General features: G+C 72.7%; 13 protein-coding genes. 3 read left to right on the forward strand and 10 right to left on the reverse strand.

The genetic code is table 11. The features are described from left to right. Positions 1–99: 99 nt before the first annotated feature. From RFN52_RS03160 to RFN52_RS03170, 3 genes are read right to left on the reverse strand one after another with little or no spacing between them, the layout of a single operon-like run. Positions 100–1,539, reverse strand: coding sequence for an NAD-dependent succinate-semialdehyde dehydrogenase (locus tag RFN52_RS03160; RefSeq protein WP_184842005.1), 1,440 nt, complete (start codon positions 1,537–1,539; stop codon positions 100–102). Next, on the reverse strand, positions 1,536–4,412 hold the full coding sequence (locus RFN52_RS03165; protein WP_184842009.1) for an FAD-binding and (Fe-S)-binding domain-containing protein: 2,877 nt from the start codon (positions 4,410–4,412) through the stop codon (positions 1,536–1,538). Before RFN52_RS03165 ends, RFN52_RS03160 begins: the two co-directional genes overlap by 4 nt. Then, positions 4,409–5,677 (reverse strand): aspartate aminotransferase family protein, encoded by a 1,269-nt coding sequence (locus RFN52_RS03170; RefSeq protein ID WP_107460228.1) that lies wholly within the window; start codon positions 5,675–5,677, stop codon positions 4,409–4,411. The genes RFN52_RS03165 and RFN52_RS03170 overlap by 4 nt, the downstream gene beginning before the upstream one ends. 225 nt (positions 5,678–5,902) lie before the next feature. Here RFN52_RS03170 and RFN52_RS03175 point away from each other — a divergent pair, with 225 nt between their 5' ends. Next, entirely contained in the window at positions 5,903–7,543 is a 1,641-nt protein-coding gene (locus tag RFN52_RS03175) for a PucR family transcriptional regulator (RefSeq protein ID WP_184842012.1), read from the forward strand. A gap of 11 nt (positions 7,544–7,554) precedes the next feature. Here RFN52_RS03175 and paaE read toward each other — a convergent pair whose 3' ends face one another. Genes paaE through paaA form a run of 5 tightly spaced genes read right to left on the reverse strand, consistent with a single transcriptional unit; the run spans position 7,555 to position 11,293 of the window. Next, on the reverse strand, positions 7,555–8,670 hold the full coding sequence (gene paaE, locus RFN52_RS03180; RefSeq protein WP_373308622.1) for a 1,2-phenylacetyl-CoA epoxidase subunit PaaE: 1,116 nt from the start codon (positions 8,668–8,670) through the stop codon (positions 7,555–7,557). Continuing rightward, on the reverse strand, positions 8,670–9,185 hold the full coding sequence (gene paaD / locus RFN52_RS03185) for a 1,2-phenylacetyl-CoA epoxidase subunit PaaD (protein ID WP_184842015.1): 516 nt from the start codon (positions 9,183–9,185) through the stop codon (positions 8,670–8,672). The genes paaE and paaD overlap by 1 nt, the downstream gene beginning before the upstream one ends. Beyond that, entirely contained in the window at positions 9,179–10,006 is an 828-nt protein-coding gene (gene paaC, locus RFN52_RS03190) for a 1,2-phenylacetyl-CoA epoxidase subunit PaaC (RefSeq protein ID WP_184842018.1), read from the reverse strand. Before paaC ends, paaD begins: the two co-directional genes overlap by 7 nt. A gap of 10 nt (positions 10,007–10,016) precedes the next feature. Next, a complete protein-coding gene (paaB, locus tag RFN52_RS03195; protein ID WP_184842021.1) occupies positions 10,017–10,310 on the reverse strand; it encodes a 1,2-phenylacetyl-CoA epoxidase subunit PaaB in 294 nt (97 codons plus the stop codon). After that, positions 10,307–11,293: a 1,2-phenylacetyl-CoA epoxidase subunit PaaA gene (gene paaA / locus RFN52_RS03200; RefSeq protein ID WP_184842024.1), complete on the reverse strand. Its 987-nt coding sequence runs from the start codon at positions 11,291–11,293 to the stop codon at positions 10,307–10,309. Before paaA ends, paaB begins: the two co-directional genes overlap by 4 nt. Before the next feature lie 210 nt (positions 11,294–11,503). Here paaA and paaI point away from each other — a divergent pair, with 210 nt between their 5' ends. After that, entirely contained in the window at positions 11,504–11,890 is a 387-nt protein-coding gene (gene paaI, locus RFN52_RS03205) for a hydroxyphenylacetyl-CoA thioesterase PaaI (protein WP_184853767.1), read from the forward strand. Beyond that, positions 11,891–13,246 carry a phenylacetate--CoA ligase PaaK gene (gene paaK, locus RFN52_RS03210; protein WP_184842026.1) on the forward strand — a complete coding sequence of 452 codons (1,356 nt, stop codon included), beginning with the start codon at positions 11,891–11,893 and terminating at the stop codon, positions 13,244–13,246. It begins immediately after the preceding gene. Between the two features lie 23 nt (positions 13,247–13,269). On the opposite strand, the gene RFN52_RS03215 is transcribed toward paaK, so the two are convergent. Further along, positions 13,270–14,484: a PP2C family protein-serine/threonine phosphatase gene (locus RFN52_RS03215; protein ID WP_184842029.1), complete on the reverse strand. Its 1,215-nt coding sequence runs from the start codon at positions 14,482–14,484 to the stop codon at positions 13,270–13,272. A 113-nt stretch (positions 14,485–14,597) separates the two neighbouring features. Further along, a complete protein-coding gene (locus RFN52_RS03220) occupies positions 14,598–15,356 on the reverse strand; it encodes an IclR family transcriptional regulator (protein ID WP_161367896.1) in 759 nt (252 codons plus the stop codon). Positions 15,357–15,553: the final 197 nt, after the last annotated feature.

The raw sequence follows: 15,553 nt of genomic DNA on the forward strand, positions 1-15,553 counted from the left end.
GCTACGACGAGAGCCGGCTGCCCGAGTGGGGCCGCATGGTCGCCGACACGGCGACCGAGATCACCCAATGGGCTGTGTGGGCGGGCGAGGCGGAGGTCCTCACCGCACGGGCACGGCCACGTACTGGTACTCCAGGAACTCGTCGATCCCGACCCGGCCGCCCTCGCGTCCGAGCCCGGACTGCTTGACCCCGCCGAACGGGGCCGCCGGGTTGGAGACGAGGCCGGTGTTCAGGCCGACCATGCCGACCTCCAGACCTTCGCTGACGCGCAGGCCCCGGTCCAGCCCCTGGGTGAAGACGTAACCGACGAGACCCCAAGGCGTGTCGTTGGCGCGGCGCAGGACCTCGTCCTCGTCGTCGAAGGTGAGGATCGCGGCGACCGGGCCGAAGATCTCCGTGTCCATCAGACGGCTTGCGGGGTCGACGCCGGCGAGCACGGTCGGCGGGTAGAAGTTGCCGGGCCCTTCCGGCCTCCGACCGCCGACGAGCACCTCGGCGCCGCGCTCCACCGCGTCGGCGACGAGCTCCTCCACCTTGGCGCGTCCGTTGGCGTCGATCAGCGGGCCGACGTCCACGCCGCCCCGGGTGCCGGGCCCCACCACGAGCGCGCCCATCCGCTCGGCGAGCCGCCGGCCGAACTCGCCGGCGACCGACCGGTGGACGAAGAAGCGGTTGGCGGCGGTGCAGGCCTCGCCCATGTTGCGCATCTTGGCGACCATCGCCCCGTCCACGGCCACGTCCAGGTCGGCGTCGTCGAAGACGATGAACGGCGCGTTGCCGCCCAGCTCCATCGAGGTCCGTACGACGGTGTCGGCGCACTGCGCGAGGAGCAGCCGGCCGACGGCGGTGGAGCCGGTGAAGGACAGCTTGCGGATCCGGCCGCCGCGCAGCAGCGGCTCGCACACCTCGCCGGCCCGGGAGGTGGTGACGACGTTCAGCACACCGTCCGGCAGACCGGCCTCCTTGAGGATCCCGGCCAGCGCGAGGCTGGAGAGCGGGGTCTGCGGGGCGGGCTTGAGGATCATCGTGCAGCCCGCCGCGATGGCCGGGCCGATCTTGCGGGTGCCCATGGCCAGCGGGAAGTTCCACGGCGTGATCAGCAGGCAGGGGCCGACCGGGCGGCGGGAGAGCAGCATGCGGTTACGGCCGTCGGGCAGGGTGCCGCAACCGCCGTCGATGCGGACGGCCTCCTCGGAGAACCAGCGGAAGAACTCCGCCGCGTAGGCAACCTCTCCCCTGGCCTCGGCGAGCGGCTTGCCCATCTCGGAGGTCATCAGGTGGGCGAGTTCGTCGGTGCGCTCAAGGATGATCTCGTGGGCGCGGCGCAGGATCTCACTGCGGGCCCGGGGTGCCGTGCGCGCCCACTCGGCCTGGGCCTGGACGGCGGCCTCCTCGGCGAGCCGGGCGTCCTTGGGGCCGGCGTCGGCGACGTGGCAGAGGATCTCGCCGGTCGCGGGGTCGTCGACGGGCATGGTGGCGCCGTCCGCGGCGTCCACCCAGGCACCGCCGATGAACAACTGGGTCAGTACCTCGGTCATGGTGTCTCTCCTGTGTGATCGGCGGCGGGGTCGAGGAGTTCGGCGAGGTGCAGGGCGCGGACGCCCCGGTCACCGGCGAGGTGGTCGATCTGGGTGGCGCAGCTGAAGCCGTCCGCCACGACGGGGCGTCCGTCGAGGTGGTCGATGCGGGGCTTGAGGGCGAGGTCGGCGACGGCCATCGAGGTGTCGTAGTGCTCTGCCTCGAATCCGAAGTTGCCCGCGAGTCCGCAGCAGCCCTCGGCCTCGTCGACGCCGCGCACGCCGAGGCGGCGCAGGAGGTCGGCGGGGCGGCGGCCCTTGAAGGTGGCGTACTCGTGGCAGTGGGTCTGGAGCACGACGTCCTCGGGCAGCGGCGGCGGGCTCCAGCCCTCATCGGCGAGCTCGGTGAGGGCCCCGGTGAAGGTGTGGACGCGGTCGGCGACGCGCCGGGCGGCCTCGCTGCCCAGCAGTTCGGGCACGTCACGCTTCAACGCGGCGGCGCAGCTGGGTTCGGCCACGATGATCGGCCGGTCGTCACCGTTGTCGAGCGCGGCGACCGTACGGGCCATGATCTTGCGGGCGACGTTCAGCTGTCCGGTGCTGACCCAGGTCAGTCCGCAGCACAGGCCGTCCTGGGGCGTGCAGGGAACGCCCGCGTCGGCGAGCACACGGCCGGCGGCTCCGGCGATCTCGGGGCGGAAGGCGCGGGTGAAGCTGTCCACGAACAACACGGCCTTCGTCGGCTCTGCCGCCTTGGCTGTGCGCAGGGTCTTGCGCAGGGCCCGCCGGGAGGCGAAGGCCGGGATCCGGCGCTTCGTGGTCACGCCACCGACACGGGCCAGGAGTTTGCCGAGCGGTCCGCGCAACAGGGCGTTGACCGGTCGGGCGGCGTATCCGGCCAGGGCGGAGGTCCGCGGCAGCCAGCCCAGTGAGTAGTGGGAGCGGGGGCGCAGACGTCCCTTGTAGTGCTGGTGCAGGAACTCCGCCTTGTAGGTGGCCATGTCGACACCGACCGGGCAGTCGCTGGAGCAGGCCTTGCACGACAGACACAGATCGAGGGCGTCCTTGACCTCGGTCGAGCGCCAGCCGTCCTCGATCGCTTCGCCGCGCACCATCTCCTGCAGCATCCGGGCCCGGCCGCGGGTGGAGGCGTTCTCCTCGCCCGTGGCCCGGTAGCTGGGGCACATCACTCCGCCCGCGTCACTGCGGCACCGGCCGACACCGACGCACCTGCGCACCGCGCCCGCGAAACCGTCCTCGTCATGCGGAAAGCCGAACGATGTTTCCACCAGCGGCAGTTCACGCAGAGCGAGGTCCGCATCCAACGGGGCAGGGTCAACGATCACGCCAGGGTTGAGCAGGCCATCGGGGTCGAAGACCTTCTTGAACGCGGCGAACGCGGCGATCATGCGGTGGCTGTACATGACCTCCAGCAGCTCACTGCGGGAGCGTCCGTCACCGTGTTCACCGGACAGGGTGCCGCCGTGCTCCACGACCAGTGCCGCCGCCTCGGTCACGAACCGGCGCATCACCGTCCGGCCCGTCTCCGTCGCCGGGTCGAAGTCGATCCGCACATGCACACAGCCGGCGCCGAAGTGCCCGTACAGCACACCCGTCAGCTCGTGCGAGGCCAGCAGCTTGCGGAAGCCGCGCAGATAGGCGGCCAGGCTCTCGGGCGCGACGGCCGCGTCCTCCCAGCCGGGCCACGACTCCCCGCCGTCCACGAGCCGGGCCGCCAGCCCCGCCCCGTCCTCACGCACCCGCCACAGCGAACGCCGCTCGGCCGGGGTCTCCACGACCCGGCCGCCGGTCATCCGCCCCCGGGCCTTGAGCACATCCAGCAGCTCGGCGGCCCGGGCGTCGACCGCGGCCTGGTCGTCGCCTTCGAGCTCGACGTACAGCCAGGCCCGCCCCTCGGGCAGCCCCGTCACCGAATCAGCGCCGCGGCGGGCCCGCATGGTGGCGACGATCGCCTCGTCCATGCCCTCCACCGCGCTGGGCGACCAGCGCAGGATCTCCGGCACGTCCTCGGCCGCCGCGACCACGTCCTCGTAGCCGAGCGTCAGCAGCGTCGAGGCCTGTGCGGTCGCCACCAGGCGGACCGTCGCGGCGGTGACGACCGCACAGGTGCCCTCGGTGCCCACCAGGGCACGGGCCATGTCGAACCCGTTCTCCGGCAGCAGGTGATGCAACTGGAAGCCGGACACCTGACGCGGGATCCGGCCCAGCTCGGTACGGATCAATGCCAGACGCTCTTCCACCAGCCGTCTGAGATCCGCTTCGAGCCGGGCGACGCGCCGCACAGCCTCCGCGTCGCCCGGCTCGGCGGCCCGCAGCCCGGAGCGGTCGGCGACGGCCCGCACGCCGTCCGCCGTCACGATCTCCAGGGCCTCGACGTGCCCGCTGGTCCGCCCGTCGCGCACCGACCGGTTCCCGCACGCGTCGTTGCCGATCATGCCGCCCAGCGTGCAGCGGCTGTGCGAGGACGGATCCGGACCGAAGTCCAGCCCGTGCAGGGCGGTCGCGCTGCGCAGCGCGTCAAGGACCACACCGGCCTCGACCCGCGCGGTGCGCGCCTCGACGTCGATGTCCAGGATCCGGTTCATGTACCGGGAGAAGTCCAGGACCACACCCGGACCGACCGCATTGCCGGCCATGCTGGTGCCGCCGCCCCGGGCCGTGACCGGCACTCCCGCCTCCCGGCAGGCCCGCAGCACCGCGACCACGTCGTCGGCGGTGCGCGGGAAGACCACCGCCCGCGGCGGCACACGGTAGTTGGAGGCGTCATAGGCATACGGGCCGGTGGCCCCCGGCCCGGTCTCCACCCGCAGACCGGGCGCCAGCTCGGCGAGCCGGGCCGTCAGACCCGCCAGGTCGCGGGTGGCGGTGGTCATCGCTCTCCAGCTCCCGACGTACCGGCCTCGACCGCGTTCGCCCAGGCCTGAAGGCCCTCGTCGACGCCCGCCTCGTCGATCACGAGGGCCGGGATCATACGGACGACCTGGTTCGAGGCGCCGCACAGCAGCAGGAGCAGGCCCTCGTCGATCGCGGCGCGCTGCACGCGGGCGGCGGTCTCGGAGTCGGGGCTGCCGTCCTCGGTGACGAACTCGGTGGCGAGCATGAGGCCGAGGCCGCGGACGTCGCCGATGCCCGGGGTCCGGTCGGCCACGGCCTCCAGCCCCTGGCGGAGCCGCTTGCCCATGGCTTCCGCGTTCTCGACGAGCTTCTCGTCGCGTACGACGTCGAGCGTCGCGCAGGCGGCGGCGCAGGCGACGGCGTTGGCGCCGTACGTGCCGCCCTGCGAGCCGGGCCACGCCTTGGTCATCAGTTCCTCGGAGGCGGCGATGCCGGAGAGGGGGAAGCCGCTGGCCAGGCCCTTTGCGGTGACGAGGATGTCGGGGGTGACGCCGAAGTGGTCGTGGCCCCAGAAGCGGCCGGTGCGGCCGACTCCGGTCTGCACCTCGTCGAGGATCAGCAGGAAGCCGTGCCGGTCCGCCCGCTCGCGCAGGCCTTCCAGGAAGGCGCGGTTCGCGGGGACGTAGCCGCCCTCGCCGAGGACCGGCTCGACGATGATCGCTGCCGTGTCGGCGGGCGAGGAGATCGTCTGGAGGGTGTAGTCGAGTTCCTTCAGGGCGAAGCGGGTGGCGGTCTCCTCGTCCCAGCCGTACCGGAAGGCCGTCGGGAACGGAGTGACGACCACGCCGCTCATCAGCGGCGAGAACCCGGACCGGAAGCGGATGCCGGAGGTGGTCATGGAGGCGGCGGCGACCGTACGGCCGTGGAAGCCTCCGTGGCAGACGATGACGTTCGGCCTTCCGGTGGCCTGGCGGGCCAGCCGCAGCGCCGCCTCGACGGCCTCGCTGCCGGAGTTGGTGAAGAACAGGCTGTCCAGGCCGGCCGGCAGTACCTCACCCAGCTTGTCGACCAGGCGGCGCAGCGGCTGGTGCATGACGGTCGTGTACTGGCCGTGGATCAGCGTGCCCACCTGCTCCTGCGCCGCCGCCACGACCTTGGGGTGGCAGTGCCCGGTGCTGGTGACGCCGATACCGGCGGTGAAATCGAGGTAGCGGCGGCCGTCCTCACCGTAGAGGTGGACGCCCTCGCCCCGGGCCGCCACGACGGGCGTGGCCTGGCGAAGGTGCGGCGACAGTGCGGTCATGGTGTCTCCCGGCCGTACGACGAGGTCTGGTTGCTTGGCTCAGCTCCGGTCCGAGCATCCAAGCCGCCGCGAAGGGTGACAACGCGTGATCTGTCCAGCCCGAACCCGTTGTTCGGACGTTGTGTCAACCGGCGGTCCCCCCGGGCCCCGTCTGTCCCTCCCGTGGACAGCTCTTGCGCAGGTCAGCCCGGCTTGTCAGAGTGACCGGGCACGCAGGGAGGCCCCGTGACCGTTCACCCCCCGCCGGCCGGCCGTGACTCCGCCCCGGCCGGTCGCGCTCCGACTCTGGCGGACGTCCTCGCCCTGCCGGTCCTGGCCGCCGGACAGCCCCAGGTCGTGACGGGCCTGACCGAGCTGGACCGGCCGGTGCGCTGGGTGCACATCACCGAGCTGACGGACCCGGCCTCCTTCCTCAAGGGCGGCGAGCTGGTCCTGACGACGGGCATGCCGCTGCCCGAGGACGCCGCGGGCGTCCGCCGCTACGTCGACGAACTCGCCGACGTGGGGGCGGCCGCCCTGGTCATCGAACTCGTACGCCGCTACCACCGGCCGCCCGACGCCCTCGTGCAGGCGTGCCGGGCCCGGGGGCTGCCTCTGGTCACCCTCGCCCGGGACGTCAACTTCCTGGAGGTCACGCAGGTCGTGCACGCGCTGATCCTCGGCAACCAGGCCGACGCGATGCGGCGGACGCAGCGGATCCACGAGGCGTTCACGGCTCTGACGTTGCGCGGGGCGGGGCCGGAGGACGTGGTGCGCGCGGCGGCGGAGATGAGCGGCCGGACGGTCGTGCTGGAGAACCTGGTGCACCAGGCGCTGATCTGCGAGCCCTCGGGGAGCACGGTGGAGCAGGCGCTCGGGGACTGGGAGCAGCGCTCCCGGGCGGCCGGGCCGGGCGACCACACCGGGGTGGGCGGCCCGGAGGGCTGGCTCACCGCGCCCGTCTCCTACCAGGGCGAACGCTGGGGGCGACTGGCCATGCTGCCCGCCGACGGGCCGGTTTTCGGTCCGGAGCACGTCACCGTCCTGGAGCGGACGGCGATGGCCCTGACCGTGGCCCGGCTCATCCACTCCACGCCGTGGGAGCACACGGCCCACCGCAACGCCCTGCGCGAGCTGGCGGAGCAGCGCCACCACTCCGCCGAGGACGTCCGGGCCCGCTGCGCCGCGCTGGGACTGCCCACGGAGGCCGGTGTCTTCCTGGCCGTCCTCGTGGACCTGGGATCCGGAGGGGCGGGCGCCGAGCCGGAGACCCGGCTGCACCGGGAGCTGAGGTCGGCCGGGGTCCCGGCCCTGGTCGGCGAACTGTCCCCCCACCGCCTCGGCGTCCTGCTGGCCCTGCGGCCCGCCCAGCCCTGGCGGCCCGTGGCCGAACGCCTCAGCCGCACCGCGCTGGCGCTGACGCCGGAGGCGATCGTCGGCGTGGGCTCGGAGGTGGCGGATCTCGCCGACAGCGCACGCTCGTTCCGGGAGGCGGCCCGGGTCATAGAGGCCACCCCGCCCGGCCAGCCCCTCCCCGCGGACCGTTCCTTCCACGAGCTGCCGGACATCGGCCTGCGCCGGCTGCTGTACGCGCTGCGCGAGGACACCCGCATCCAGGACTACACGGAGCGCCGGCTGGGCCGGCTCATCGACCACGACACCCGGCACGGCACCGACCTGCTGGCCACCCTGGGCCACTACCTCGACGCCGCCGGCAACAAGACCACGGCGGCCCGACGCGGCGGCCTGTCCAGGGAGACCCTGTACCAGCGGCTGCGCACCGTCGAACGCCTCCTCGACACCGACCTCGAATCCGGCGAGCGCCGCACCGAACTCCACGTGGCCCTCACGGTGTTGCGGGTCCTGCGCGCCGGTCAGGAGCGGTGAGGAGGCGAGACTCAGGTGTCGAAGTCCACCGTCAACGCCTCGGACACCGGGAACGTCTGGCACGTGAGGACGTAGCCCGCGTCGACCTCGGACGGTTCGAGGGCGAAGTTGCGGCGCATGTCGGCCTTGCCGTCGGTGACCAGGGCACGGCAGGTGCCGCAGACACCGCCCTTGCAGGCGAAGGGCAGGTCGGGGCGGGTCTGTTGGGCCCCTTCCAGGAGGGTGCGGTCGCGGGGCAGGGGGGAGGTGGTGGAGCGGCCGTCGAGGGTGACGGTGACCTGGCTGACCGGGCCGGTGGGGCCGGTCTCGGCGTGGTGGACCTCGCGGACGGGTTCGTCGTCGGCGTAGAAGAGCTCCTGGTGGACGCGGTCGGCGGGTACGCCGAGGCCGGTGAGGACCTCCTGGGCGGCACGGACCATGCCGTGCGGGCCGCACAGCCACCAGTGGTCGGCGGAGTCCACGTCGACCAGGGCGTCGACGAGGGCGGAGAGCCGTTCGGCGTCGAGACGGCCGGAGAGCACCTCGGCCTCGCGGGGCTCGCGGGACAGGACGTGGGCGAGCTGGAACCGCGTCGGGTAGAGGTCCTTCAGGTCGGCGAGTTCGTCGGCGAACATCACGGTGCCAGTGCGGCGGTTGCCGTAGAGGAGGGTGACGCGCGAGCGGGAGTCGGCGGCCAGGACGGACTCGGCGATGGAGACCATGGGGGTGATGCCGGAGCCGGCGGCGATCAGGACGTGGTGGCCGTGGGTGGTGAGGTCGGGAGTGAAGGCACCGGTGGGCGCCATCACCTCGACGGTGTCGCCGGGGCGTACGTCGTGCACCAGCCAGGAGGAGAACAGGCCGCCCGGCACCACGCGGACGCCGATGCGCGGTGCCGTGCCGGCGGGGGCGCAGATCGAGTAGGAGCGGCGCTCGTCCCGGCCGTCGATGTCGCGGCGCAGGGTGAGGGACTGGCCGGGCGCGAAGGTGAACTCCTCGGCCAGCTCGGCCGGGATGTCGAAGCTGACGGCTGCCGCGTCCTCGCACAGCGGCTGCACGGCGGCGATCCGCAGGGGGTGGAAGACCGGACGTCGGCGGGCACGTGCGCGTGCCGCCGGGGCGGGGGCCGGCTCCATCAGGTCCTCCATCAGATCTCCTTGACGTACTCGAACGGCTCGCGGCAGGCGAGGCAGCGCCACAGGGACTTGCAGGACGTGGCGCCGAAGCGGGAGGTCTCCTCGGTGTCGGGGTGACCGCAGCGGGGGCAGGGCACGGAGCGGCGGGTCGGCGACAGCACGAGCGGGACCGGGCCGGCGGCGCGCGCGGGCGCGGCGCCGGGCGGGGCGATGCCGTGCTCGGCGAGCTTGCGCCGGCCGTGCGCCGTGATCCAGTCGCTGCTCCAGGGCGGGTGGAGGACCGTGCGGATCTCCACGCGTTCGTACCCCGCCTCGCGCAGCCGGGCGGCGACGCCGGCGCGCATCTCCGCCATCGCCGGGCAGCCCGAGTAGGTCGGGGTGAGGCTCGCGACCACCGTGCCGTCCGGGGTCAGGCTCACCTCGCGCAGCACGCCGAGGTCGGCCAGGGTGAGCATGGGCAGTTCGGGGTCGGGCACCTGCTCGGCGATGCGCCGGGCCCGTCGCTCGTCCAGGAGTGCCGTCACCATGTCGCCTCCGGGTGGGCGCGGGCCACACCCTGCAACTCGGCGAGCAGCGGGGCGAGATGCTCGGTGTGCTCCCCGGTGCGGCCCGAGCCGGGCAGCGGGCGGTAGACCGGCATGGGCAGCCCGGCGGCCTCGGTGACCTGGCGCAGCACGGTGACGACCTCGTCCCGGACGTCGTACGCCGTGAACAGCTCGCCCAGGTAGGGCGCGACCTGCTCCTGCGCCCTGCGCATCCGCCGGTGCGACTCCTCGGTCCCGTCCCCCAGACGCACGGCCCACTCGGCCGCGTACTGGCGGTGGTAGGTCAGCTCCTTCACGCCCTTGGCGGCGATGGCCGCGAGCACCGGGTCACGGTGTGCGGTGAGCCGCTCGAAGTGCGCGAGGCGCCAGCTGGCGAGCACCAGCAGCCGCACGATGGAGAACGCGAAGTCGCCGTTGGGCAGTTCGGCCAGGCGTACGTTGCGGAAGTCGCCGGCGTCGCGGAAGTAGGCGAAGGCGTCCTCGTCACGGCCGGTGCCGTCGGCCTGCCCCGCGCGGGAGTAGAGCAGGCGGGCCTGGCCGAGCAGGTCGAGTCCGATGTTGGCGAGCGCCACCTCCTCCTCCAGCTCGGGGGCGCGGGTGGTCCACTCGGCGAGCCGCTGGGCGCAGACCAGGGCGTCGTCGGCCAAGGTGACGCAGAGGGCGGCCAGTTCAAGGGCGTCCACGTCGTCGGGCACGGTGGTGTCCACGCCGTGCAGGGGGTCCTCGAAGCCGGTGCCGTAGGCCCAGCGGGTGTCGTCGTCATGCCCCTCGGCGAGGGTCATGTAGACGTGGTCGTCGCTCATGCCCTGTCCTTCAGATGTGGGGGACGTCTTCGGGGATGTCGTAGAAGGTCGGGTGCCGGTAGACCTTGTCGGCGCTGGGCTCGAAGAACGGGTCCTTCTCGTCGCGGGTGGAGGCGGCGATGTGCTCCGAGCGCACGACCCAGATCGAGACGCCCTCGTTGCGCCGGGTGTACAGGTCGCGGGCGTGGGTGAGGGCCATGCGGTCGTCGGCGGCGTGCAGCGATCCCACATGAACGTGGTTCAGGCCGCGCTTGCGGCGTACGAACACCTCGTACAGCGGCCAGTCCTGCTTGTCGGCGGTCATGCCACCGCTCCCTTCCGCTCGCGGGCCGCCTGCTTGGCGGCGTGGGCGGTGGCCGCCTCGCGCACCCAGGTGCCCTCCTCGTGGGCCGTGCGGCGCCGTTCCATCCGCTGGTCGTTGCACGGGCCGTCGCCCTTGATGACCCGCATCAGCTCGTCCCAGTCGGGCGTGCCGAAGTCGTGGTGGCCCCGCTCCTCGTTCCAGCGCAGCTCCGGGTCGGGGAGCGTCACGCCGAGCTTCTCGGCCTGCGGGACGGTCATGTCGACGAAGCGCCGGCGCAGTTCGTCGTTGCTGTGCCGTTTGATCTTCCAGGCCATGGACTGCGCGGAGTTGGGCGAGGCGTCGTCGGGCGGGCCGAACATCATCAGCGACGGCCACCACCAGCGGTTCACGGCGTCCTGCACCATCTCGCGCTGCTCCGGGGTGCCGCGCATCATCGTCATCAGCAGCTCGTAGCCCTGCCGCTGGTGGAAGGACTCCTCCTTGCAGATCCGCACCATGGCGCGCGCGTAGGGCCCGTAGGAGGAGCGGCACAGCGGCACCTGGTTGCAGATCGCGGCGCCGTCCACGAACCAGCCGATCACGCCGACGTCCGCGAAGCTCAGCGTCGGGTAGTTGAAGATCGACGAGTACTTCTGGCGGCCCTCGATGAGGCGCTCGGTCAGGTCCGCGCGGTCGGCGCCCAGCGTCTCCGCCGCCGAATAGAGGTAGAGCCCGTGCCCGGCCTCGTCCTGGACCTTGGCGAACAGAATGGCCTTGCGGCGCAGCGACGGCGCGCGGGTGATCCACTCGCCCTCCGGCTGCATGCCGATGATCTCCGAGTGCGCGTGCTGCGCGATCTGCCGGATCAGTGTCTTCCGGTAGCCCTCCGGCATCCAGTCGCGCGGCTCGATCCGCTGGTCCCGCGCGATCGTCCCGTCGAAGTGCTGCTGGAGATCCGGCTCGGCGCCGTCCGTCCCCGCAGGGCTGGAGCGTGTCGTATCCATCCGTCCCACTTCCCAACCGACCATTCGTTCGGTCCATCGTAGGACACGTCGGCGCGCCTTGGTAAGACCCCTTGGGGAAGCCCTGGACCCTTGACAGGCCTCGAAGCGGCTCGATTACATGGCAACGCCAGCTAACCGAATGTTCGGTCGGTACGTGAGGTGGTGCGAGAAGTGACCCATACCGTTGACGCGAGGCCGCCCGCGGAGGCGATGTTCGCCGCGGACGAGGCCTCCCGCGGGCTCGGGATCGAGCTGCGGGAGCAGGGTGAGGGGACCGCCACGCTGCGGATGACCGTGACCCCGGCGATGGTGAACGGCCATGGGATCGTCCACGGCGGCTATGTCTTCCTGCTCGCCGACAGCGCCTTCGCCTGCGCCTGCAACAGCCACGGCCCGGTGACCGTCGCGGCGGGCGCGGACATCACCTTCGTGGCCCCCGCGTACGAGGGTGACGAACTCGTGGCCCGGGCCGAGGAGCGCACCCGCTACGGGCGCAGCGGCCTCTACGACGTGACGGTCCGGCGGGGCGACGAGGTGATCGCGGAGTTCCGGGGCCGCAGCCGGAGCATCAGGAGCACGAGCCCGGAGGAGTCATAGATGACCAGCGAGACGACGGCCTCCGGGGCCACGGCGCCCGGGGGACAGCGGCGCGGCGAGCCCCTCCCCCACGATCTGCTCGACGACACGGAGCGCCTGACGCGCGAGCAGCTGCGCGAGCTCCAGCTCGACCGCCTGCGCCGGAGCCTGCGGCACGCCTACGAGAACGTGGAGACGTACCGGAAGAAGTTCGACGCCGCCGGGGTCTCTCCCGACGACTGCCGCTCGCTGGAGGACCTCGCCCGGTTCCCCTTCACCACGAAGGCCGATCTCCGGGACACCTACCCCTTCGGCATGTTCGCCGTCCCCATGGACCGGGTGCGGCGCGTGCACGCCTCCAGCGGCACCACCGGCCGCCCCACGGTGGTCGGCTACACGGAGAACGACCTGTCGATGTGGGCCGACCTCGTCGCCCGCTCGATCCGCGCCGCCGGCGGGCGCCCGGGCCACAAGGTGCACATCTCCTACGGGTACGGGCTGTTCACCGGCGGCCTCGGCGCGCACTACGGCGCGGAGCGCGCCGGCTGTCTGGTGATCCCGGCCTCCGGCGGCATGACCGCGCGCCAGGTGCAGATCATCCAGGACTTCCGGCCCGAGATCATCATGGTCACCCCGTCCTACATGCTCACCCTGCTCGACGAGTTCGAGCGCCAGGGCCTCGACCCGCGCGCGAGCAGTCTGCGGGTGGGCATCTTCGGTGCCGAGCCGTGGACGGAGGAGATGCGCCGCGAGATCGAGGAGCGGACGGACATCCACGCCATCGACATATACGGCCTGTCCGAGGTGATCGGGCCGGGTGTCGCCCAGGAGTGCGTGGAGACCAAGGACGGGCTGCACGTGTGGGAGGACCACTTCTACCCCGAGGTCGTCGACCCCATCACGGGTGAGGTGCTGCCCGAGGGCGAGGAGGGCGAGCTGGTCTTCACGTCCCTGACCAAGGAGGCCCTGCCTGTCGTCCGCTACCGGACCCGTGATCTGACCCGGCTGCTGCCCGGCACGGCCCGGCCCGCGTTCCGCCGCATCGAGAAGATCACCGGCCGCTGCGACGACATGATCATCCTGCGCGGGGTGAACGTCTTTCCCAGCCAGATCGAGGAGATCGTGCTGCGCACGCCCGGCGTCGCCCCGCACTTCCAGATCCGGCTGACCCGGCGCGGTCGCCTGGACCACATGACCGTCCTCGTCGAGACCCGCCCCGACGCCGGCCCCGAGCAGCGCGAAGCCGCGGCCGGGGCGATCGCCAAGGCCGTCAAGGACGGCATCGGCATCACCGCCGACGTGACGACCGTCGAACCGGAGACCCTGGAACGCTCCGTCGGCAAGATCCGCCGGGTGAAGGACCTGCGCGAGGCGTGATCCGCCGCGGCAGGCGGCAGTTCTCAGGAGCAGCACTTCGCCTCGGCCGCCCGGGCGGCGGTGGGGCCGGGGTGGCCCGCCCCGGGTGCCACCGCCCGGCCGGCGACCGGTTTGCGGATCAGGAGCAGGGCCGCGTCGTCGTGCAGCCGGCCACCCACGTGGGCCAGCAGTTCGTCGTGCAGGGCGTCCAGGGTGCGCGCCGGCTCGTGGGAGACGTGGCGTTCCAGCCCTTCGGCGAGCGGATAGAAGGCCCGTCCGCCGTCGCGGGCCTCGGTGACGCCGTCGGTGTAGAGCAGCAGTTGGTCGCCGTCGGCGAAGGGCAGCGTCTGGAGCCCGGGTGTGTGGCCCGCGAGCGCGCGCAGGCCGAGCGGCGGGGCCGGGTGCGGGGGCTCCACGGCGCTGATGCTCCCTGACGCGCTGACCAGCAGCGGGGGCGCGTGCCCGCAGTTCACGACCTCCAGGTGCCCGTCCCGCGGGTACCCGGCGACCACGGCGGTGACGAAGTCGTCGTGGCCGAGGTTGCGGGCGAGGCTCCGCTCGATCCGCTCGACCACGGCGAGGAGGTCGGGTTCGTCGTGGGCGGCTTCCCGGAAGACACCGAGCACCAGCGCCGCGGTTCCCACGGCCGGAAGCCCCTTGCCGCGTACGTCGCCGACGATCAGCCGAACGCCGTGCGGGGTGGATATCAGTGCGTACAGGTCCCCACCGATCCGTGCCTCGGCCGCCGCCGCGCTGTAGCGGACGGCCGCCTGGAACGGCCCGACCCTCGCCGGCACGGGCTTGAGCAGCGCGTGCTGGGCGGTCTCCGCGACCGAGCGGACGGCGGCGAGCACCCGTTCCCGCCGCCCGCGCAGGACGCTGGCCAGGCCGCTCGCGAGGGTGACCGTCACCAGGGCCGCCAGCACGGCGGCCAGCTCCCGGCCCGGCACACCGTCCCGGACCCCGAGCAGGGCGCCGAGCAGCGCGGTGAGGAAACCGGCCCAGAAGACACCCCGCGGCCCGTTGGTCGTCGCCGCCAGAGCGGGACCGGCCACGAGCAGGGGCAGCCAGATCATCCCGGCACCGTCGGCGAGGCCGGAGAGCACGACGACGCAGACGACCAGCGCGGGCAGGGCCGGAGTGCCGGCGGCCAGCTGCGCGAGCACGCGTTTGCGGGCCGACGTCCTGGCACCGGCCACTCGGACACTGAACGGCCGTGCAGGCCGGCGACCGCCACCGAGGTCTCGCGCATGGCTCATGTTCCTATCGGGTCCTCACCTGTGAGCGGGGCGCGAGGCTCGGGGCGCGCCCACGGAATGTCCGTTTCATCCAGAGAACGGGGTGGGCCGGGGCGCGGGCAAGGAGCGGATTTTCAGATAGTGAGCGAGAGGCCTCTCGTCACGCGGCTCGCGGTCGGCAGCAGCCGTTCGCGGATCTCCGGCAGCCGGGAGAGCCGGTTCGACGGCAGCGAGACACCGAGGGAGCCGACGGTGTCCCCGCTGTAGACCGGGACGGCGACACAGACCGTGCCGAGGGAGTACTCCTCCAGGTCCGTGATGGCCGGGGCCAGCGGCGGGGTCTCCAGTCGCCGGAGCAGTTCCGGGAGGCTGGTGATGGTCCGCGGGGTGAGGTCGGCGAGGTGGTGGCGGGACAGGTAGTCCCTGCGGGCCTCCTCGTCCAGTTCGCGCAGGACGGACTTGCCCAGCGCGGTGGCGTGCCCCGCGTCCTCGAAACCCACCCAGAGATCGACACGCGGGGTACCGGGGCCGTCGACGATCTCCGCGACCCGGATCTCGCCCTCCTCGTAGAAGGTGAGGTAGGCGGCGGTCGCGAGTTCGTCCCGCAGGGCTGCGAGGGTGGGCCGGACCCGGCTGAGCAGCGCCTGGGCGCGCCCGGTGGACTGCAGGGTCTGGAGCTTGTCGCCGAGGATGAAGCCACCGTCGTCCAGCTTGCGCACGTACCCGTCGTGCACCAGGGTCCGCAGCAGGTGATAGGTCGTGGCCAGGGGCAGGCGCGTCTCGCGCGCCAGCTGCTTGGCCGGGGCGCCGTTCTCGTGCGCGCTCACCGCCTCCAGCAGCCGCATGGCCCGCTGGACGGAGTTGATGAGCGTTGGGCCGTCTTGCGCACCCATACGAACAGCGTGCGTCAGGCGTACGGCCCGGGCAAGGGGAACAGGGTGGAGCGAGCGGGGCGCCTCGTGCCGGGGCGCCTGTGCGCGTCGGAGCGACACGCGGTTGCGCGATCGCGGGTGTCAGGACCCAGCGGGCCGGGCGAGCGCCCCAGGGCGGTGGACGCGCGGACGCCGAGGCCGACCGGGGTGCCGTCCGC

Source organism: Streptomyces collinus (genome assembly GCF_031348265.1).
GTDB classification, from domain to species: domain Bacteria; phylum Actinomycetota; class Actinomycetes; order Streptomycetales; family Streptomycetaceae; genus Streptomyces; species Streptomyces collinus.

Coding starts and splice junctions, on each gene's coding strand:
- RFN52_RS03215 (WP_184842029.1), bottom strand. CDS start 14,484: ATGAGCCATGCGCGAGACCTCGGTGGCGGTCGCCGGCCTGCACGGCCG.
- RFN52_RS03170 (WP_107460228.1), bottom strand. CDS start 5,677: ATGACCGCACTGTCGCCGCACCTTCGCCAGGCCACGCCCGTCGTGGCG.
- RFN52_RS03220 (WP_161367896.1), bottom strand. CDS start 15,356: ATGGGTGCGCAAGACGGCCCAACGCTCATCAACTCCGTCCAGCGGGCC.
- paaI (WP_184853767.1), top strand. CDS start 11,504: ATGTTCGCCGCGGACGAGGCCTCCCGCGGGCTCGGGATCGAGCTGCGG.
- paaB (WP_184842021.1), bottom strand. CDS start 10,310: ATGACCGCCGACAAGCAGGACTGGCCGCTGTACGAGGTGTTCGTACGC.
- paaE (WP_373308622.1), bottom strand. CDS start 8,670: ATGGAGGACCTGATGGAGCCGGCCCCCGCCCCGGCGGCACGCGCACGT.
- paaC (WP_184842018.1), bottom strand. CDS start 10,006: ATGAGCGACGACCACGTCTACATGACCCTCGCCGAGGGGCATGACGAC.
- paaK (WP_184842026.1), top strand. CDS start 11,891: ATGACCAGCGAGACGACGGCCTCCGGGGCCACGGCGCCCGGGGGACAG.
- RFN52_RS03160 (WP_184842005.1), bottom strand. CDS start 1,539: ATGACCGAGGTACTGACCCAGTTGTTCATCGGCGGTGCCTGGGTGGAC.
- RFN52_RS03165 (WP_184842009.1), bottom strand. CDS start 4,412: ATGACCACCGCCACCCGCGACCTGGCGGGTCTGACGGCCCGGCTCGCC.
- paaD (WP_184842015.1), bottom strand. CDS start 9,185: ATGGTGACGGCACTCCTGGACGAGCGACGGGCCCGGCGCATCGCCGAG.
- paaA (WP_184842024.1), bottom strand. CDS start 11,293: ATGGATACGACACGCTCCAGCCCTGCGGGGACGGACGGCGCCGAGCCG.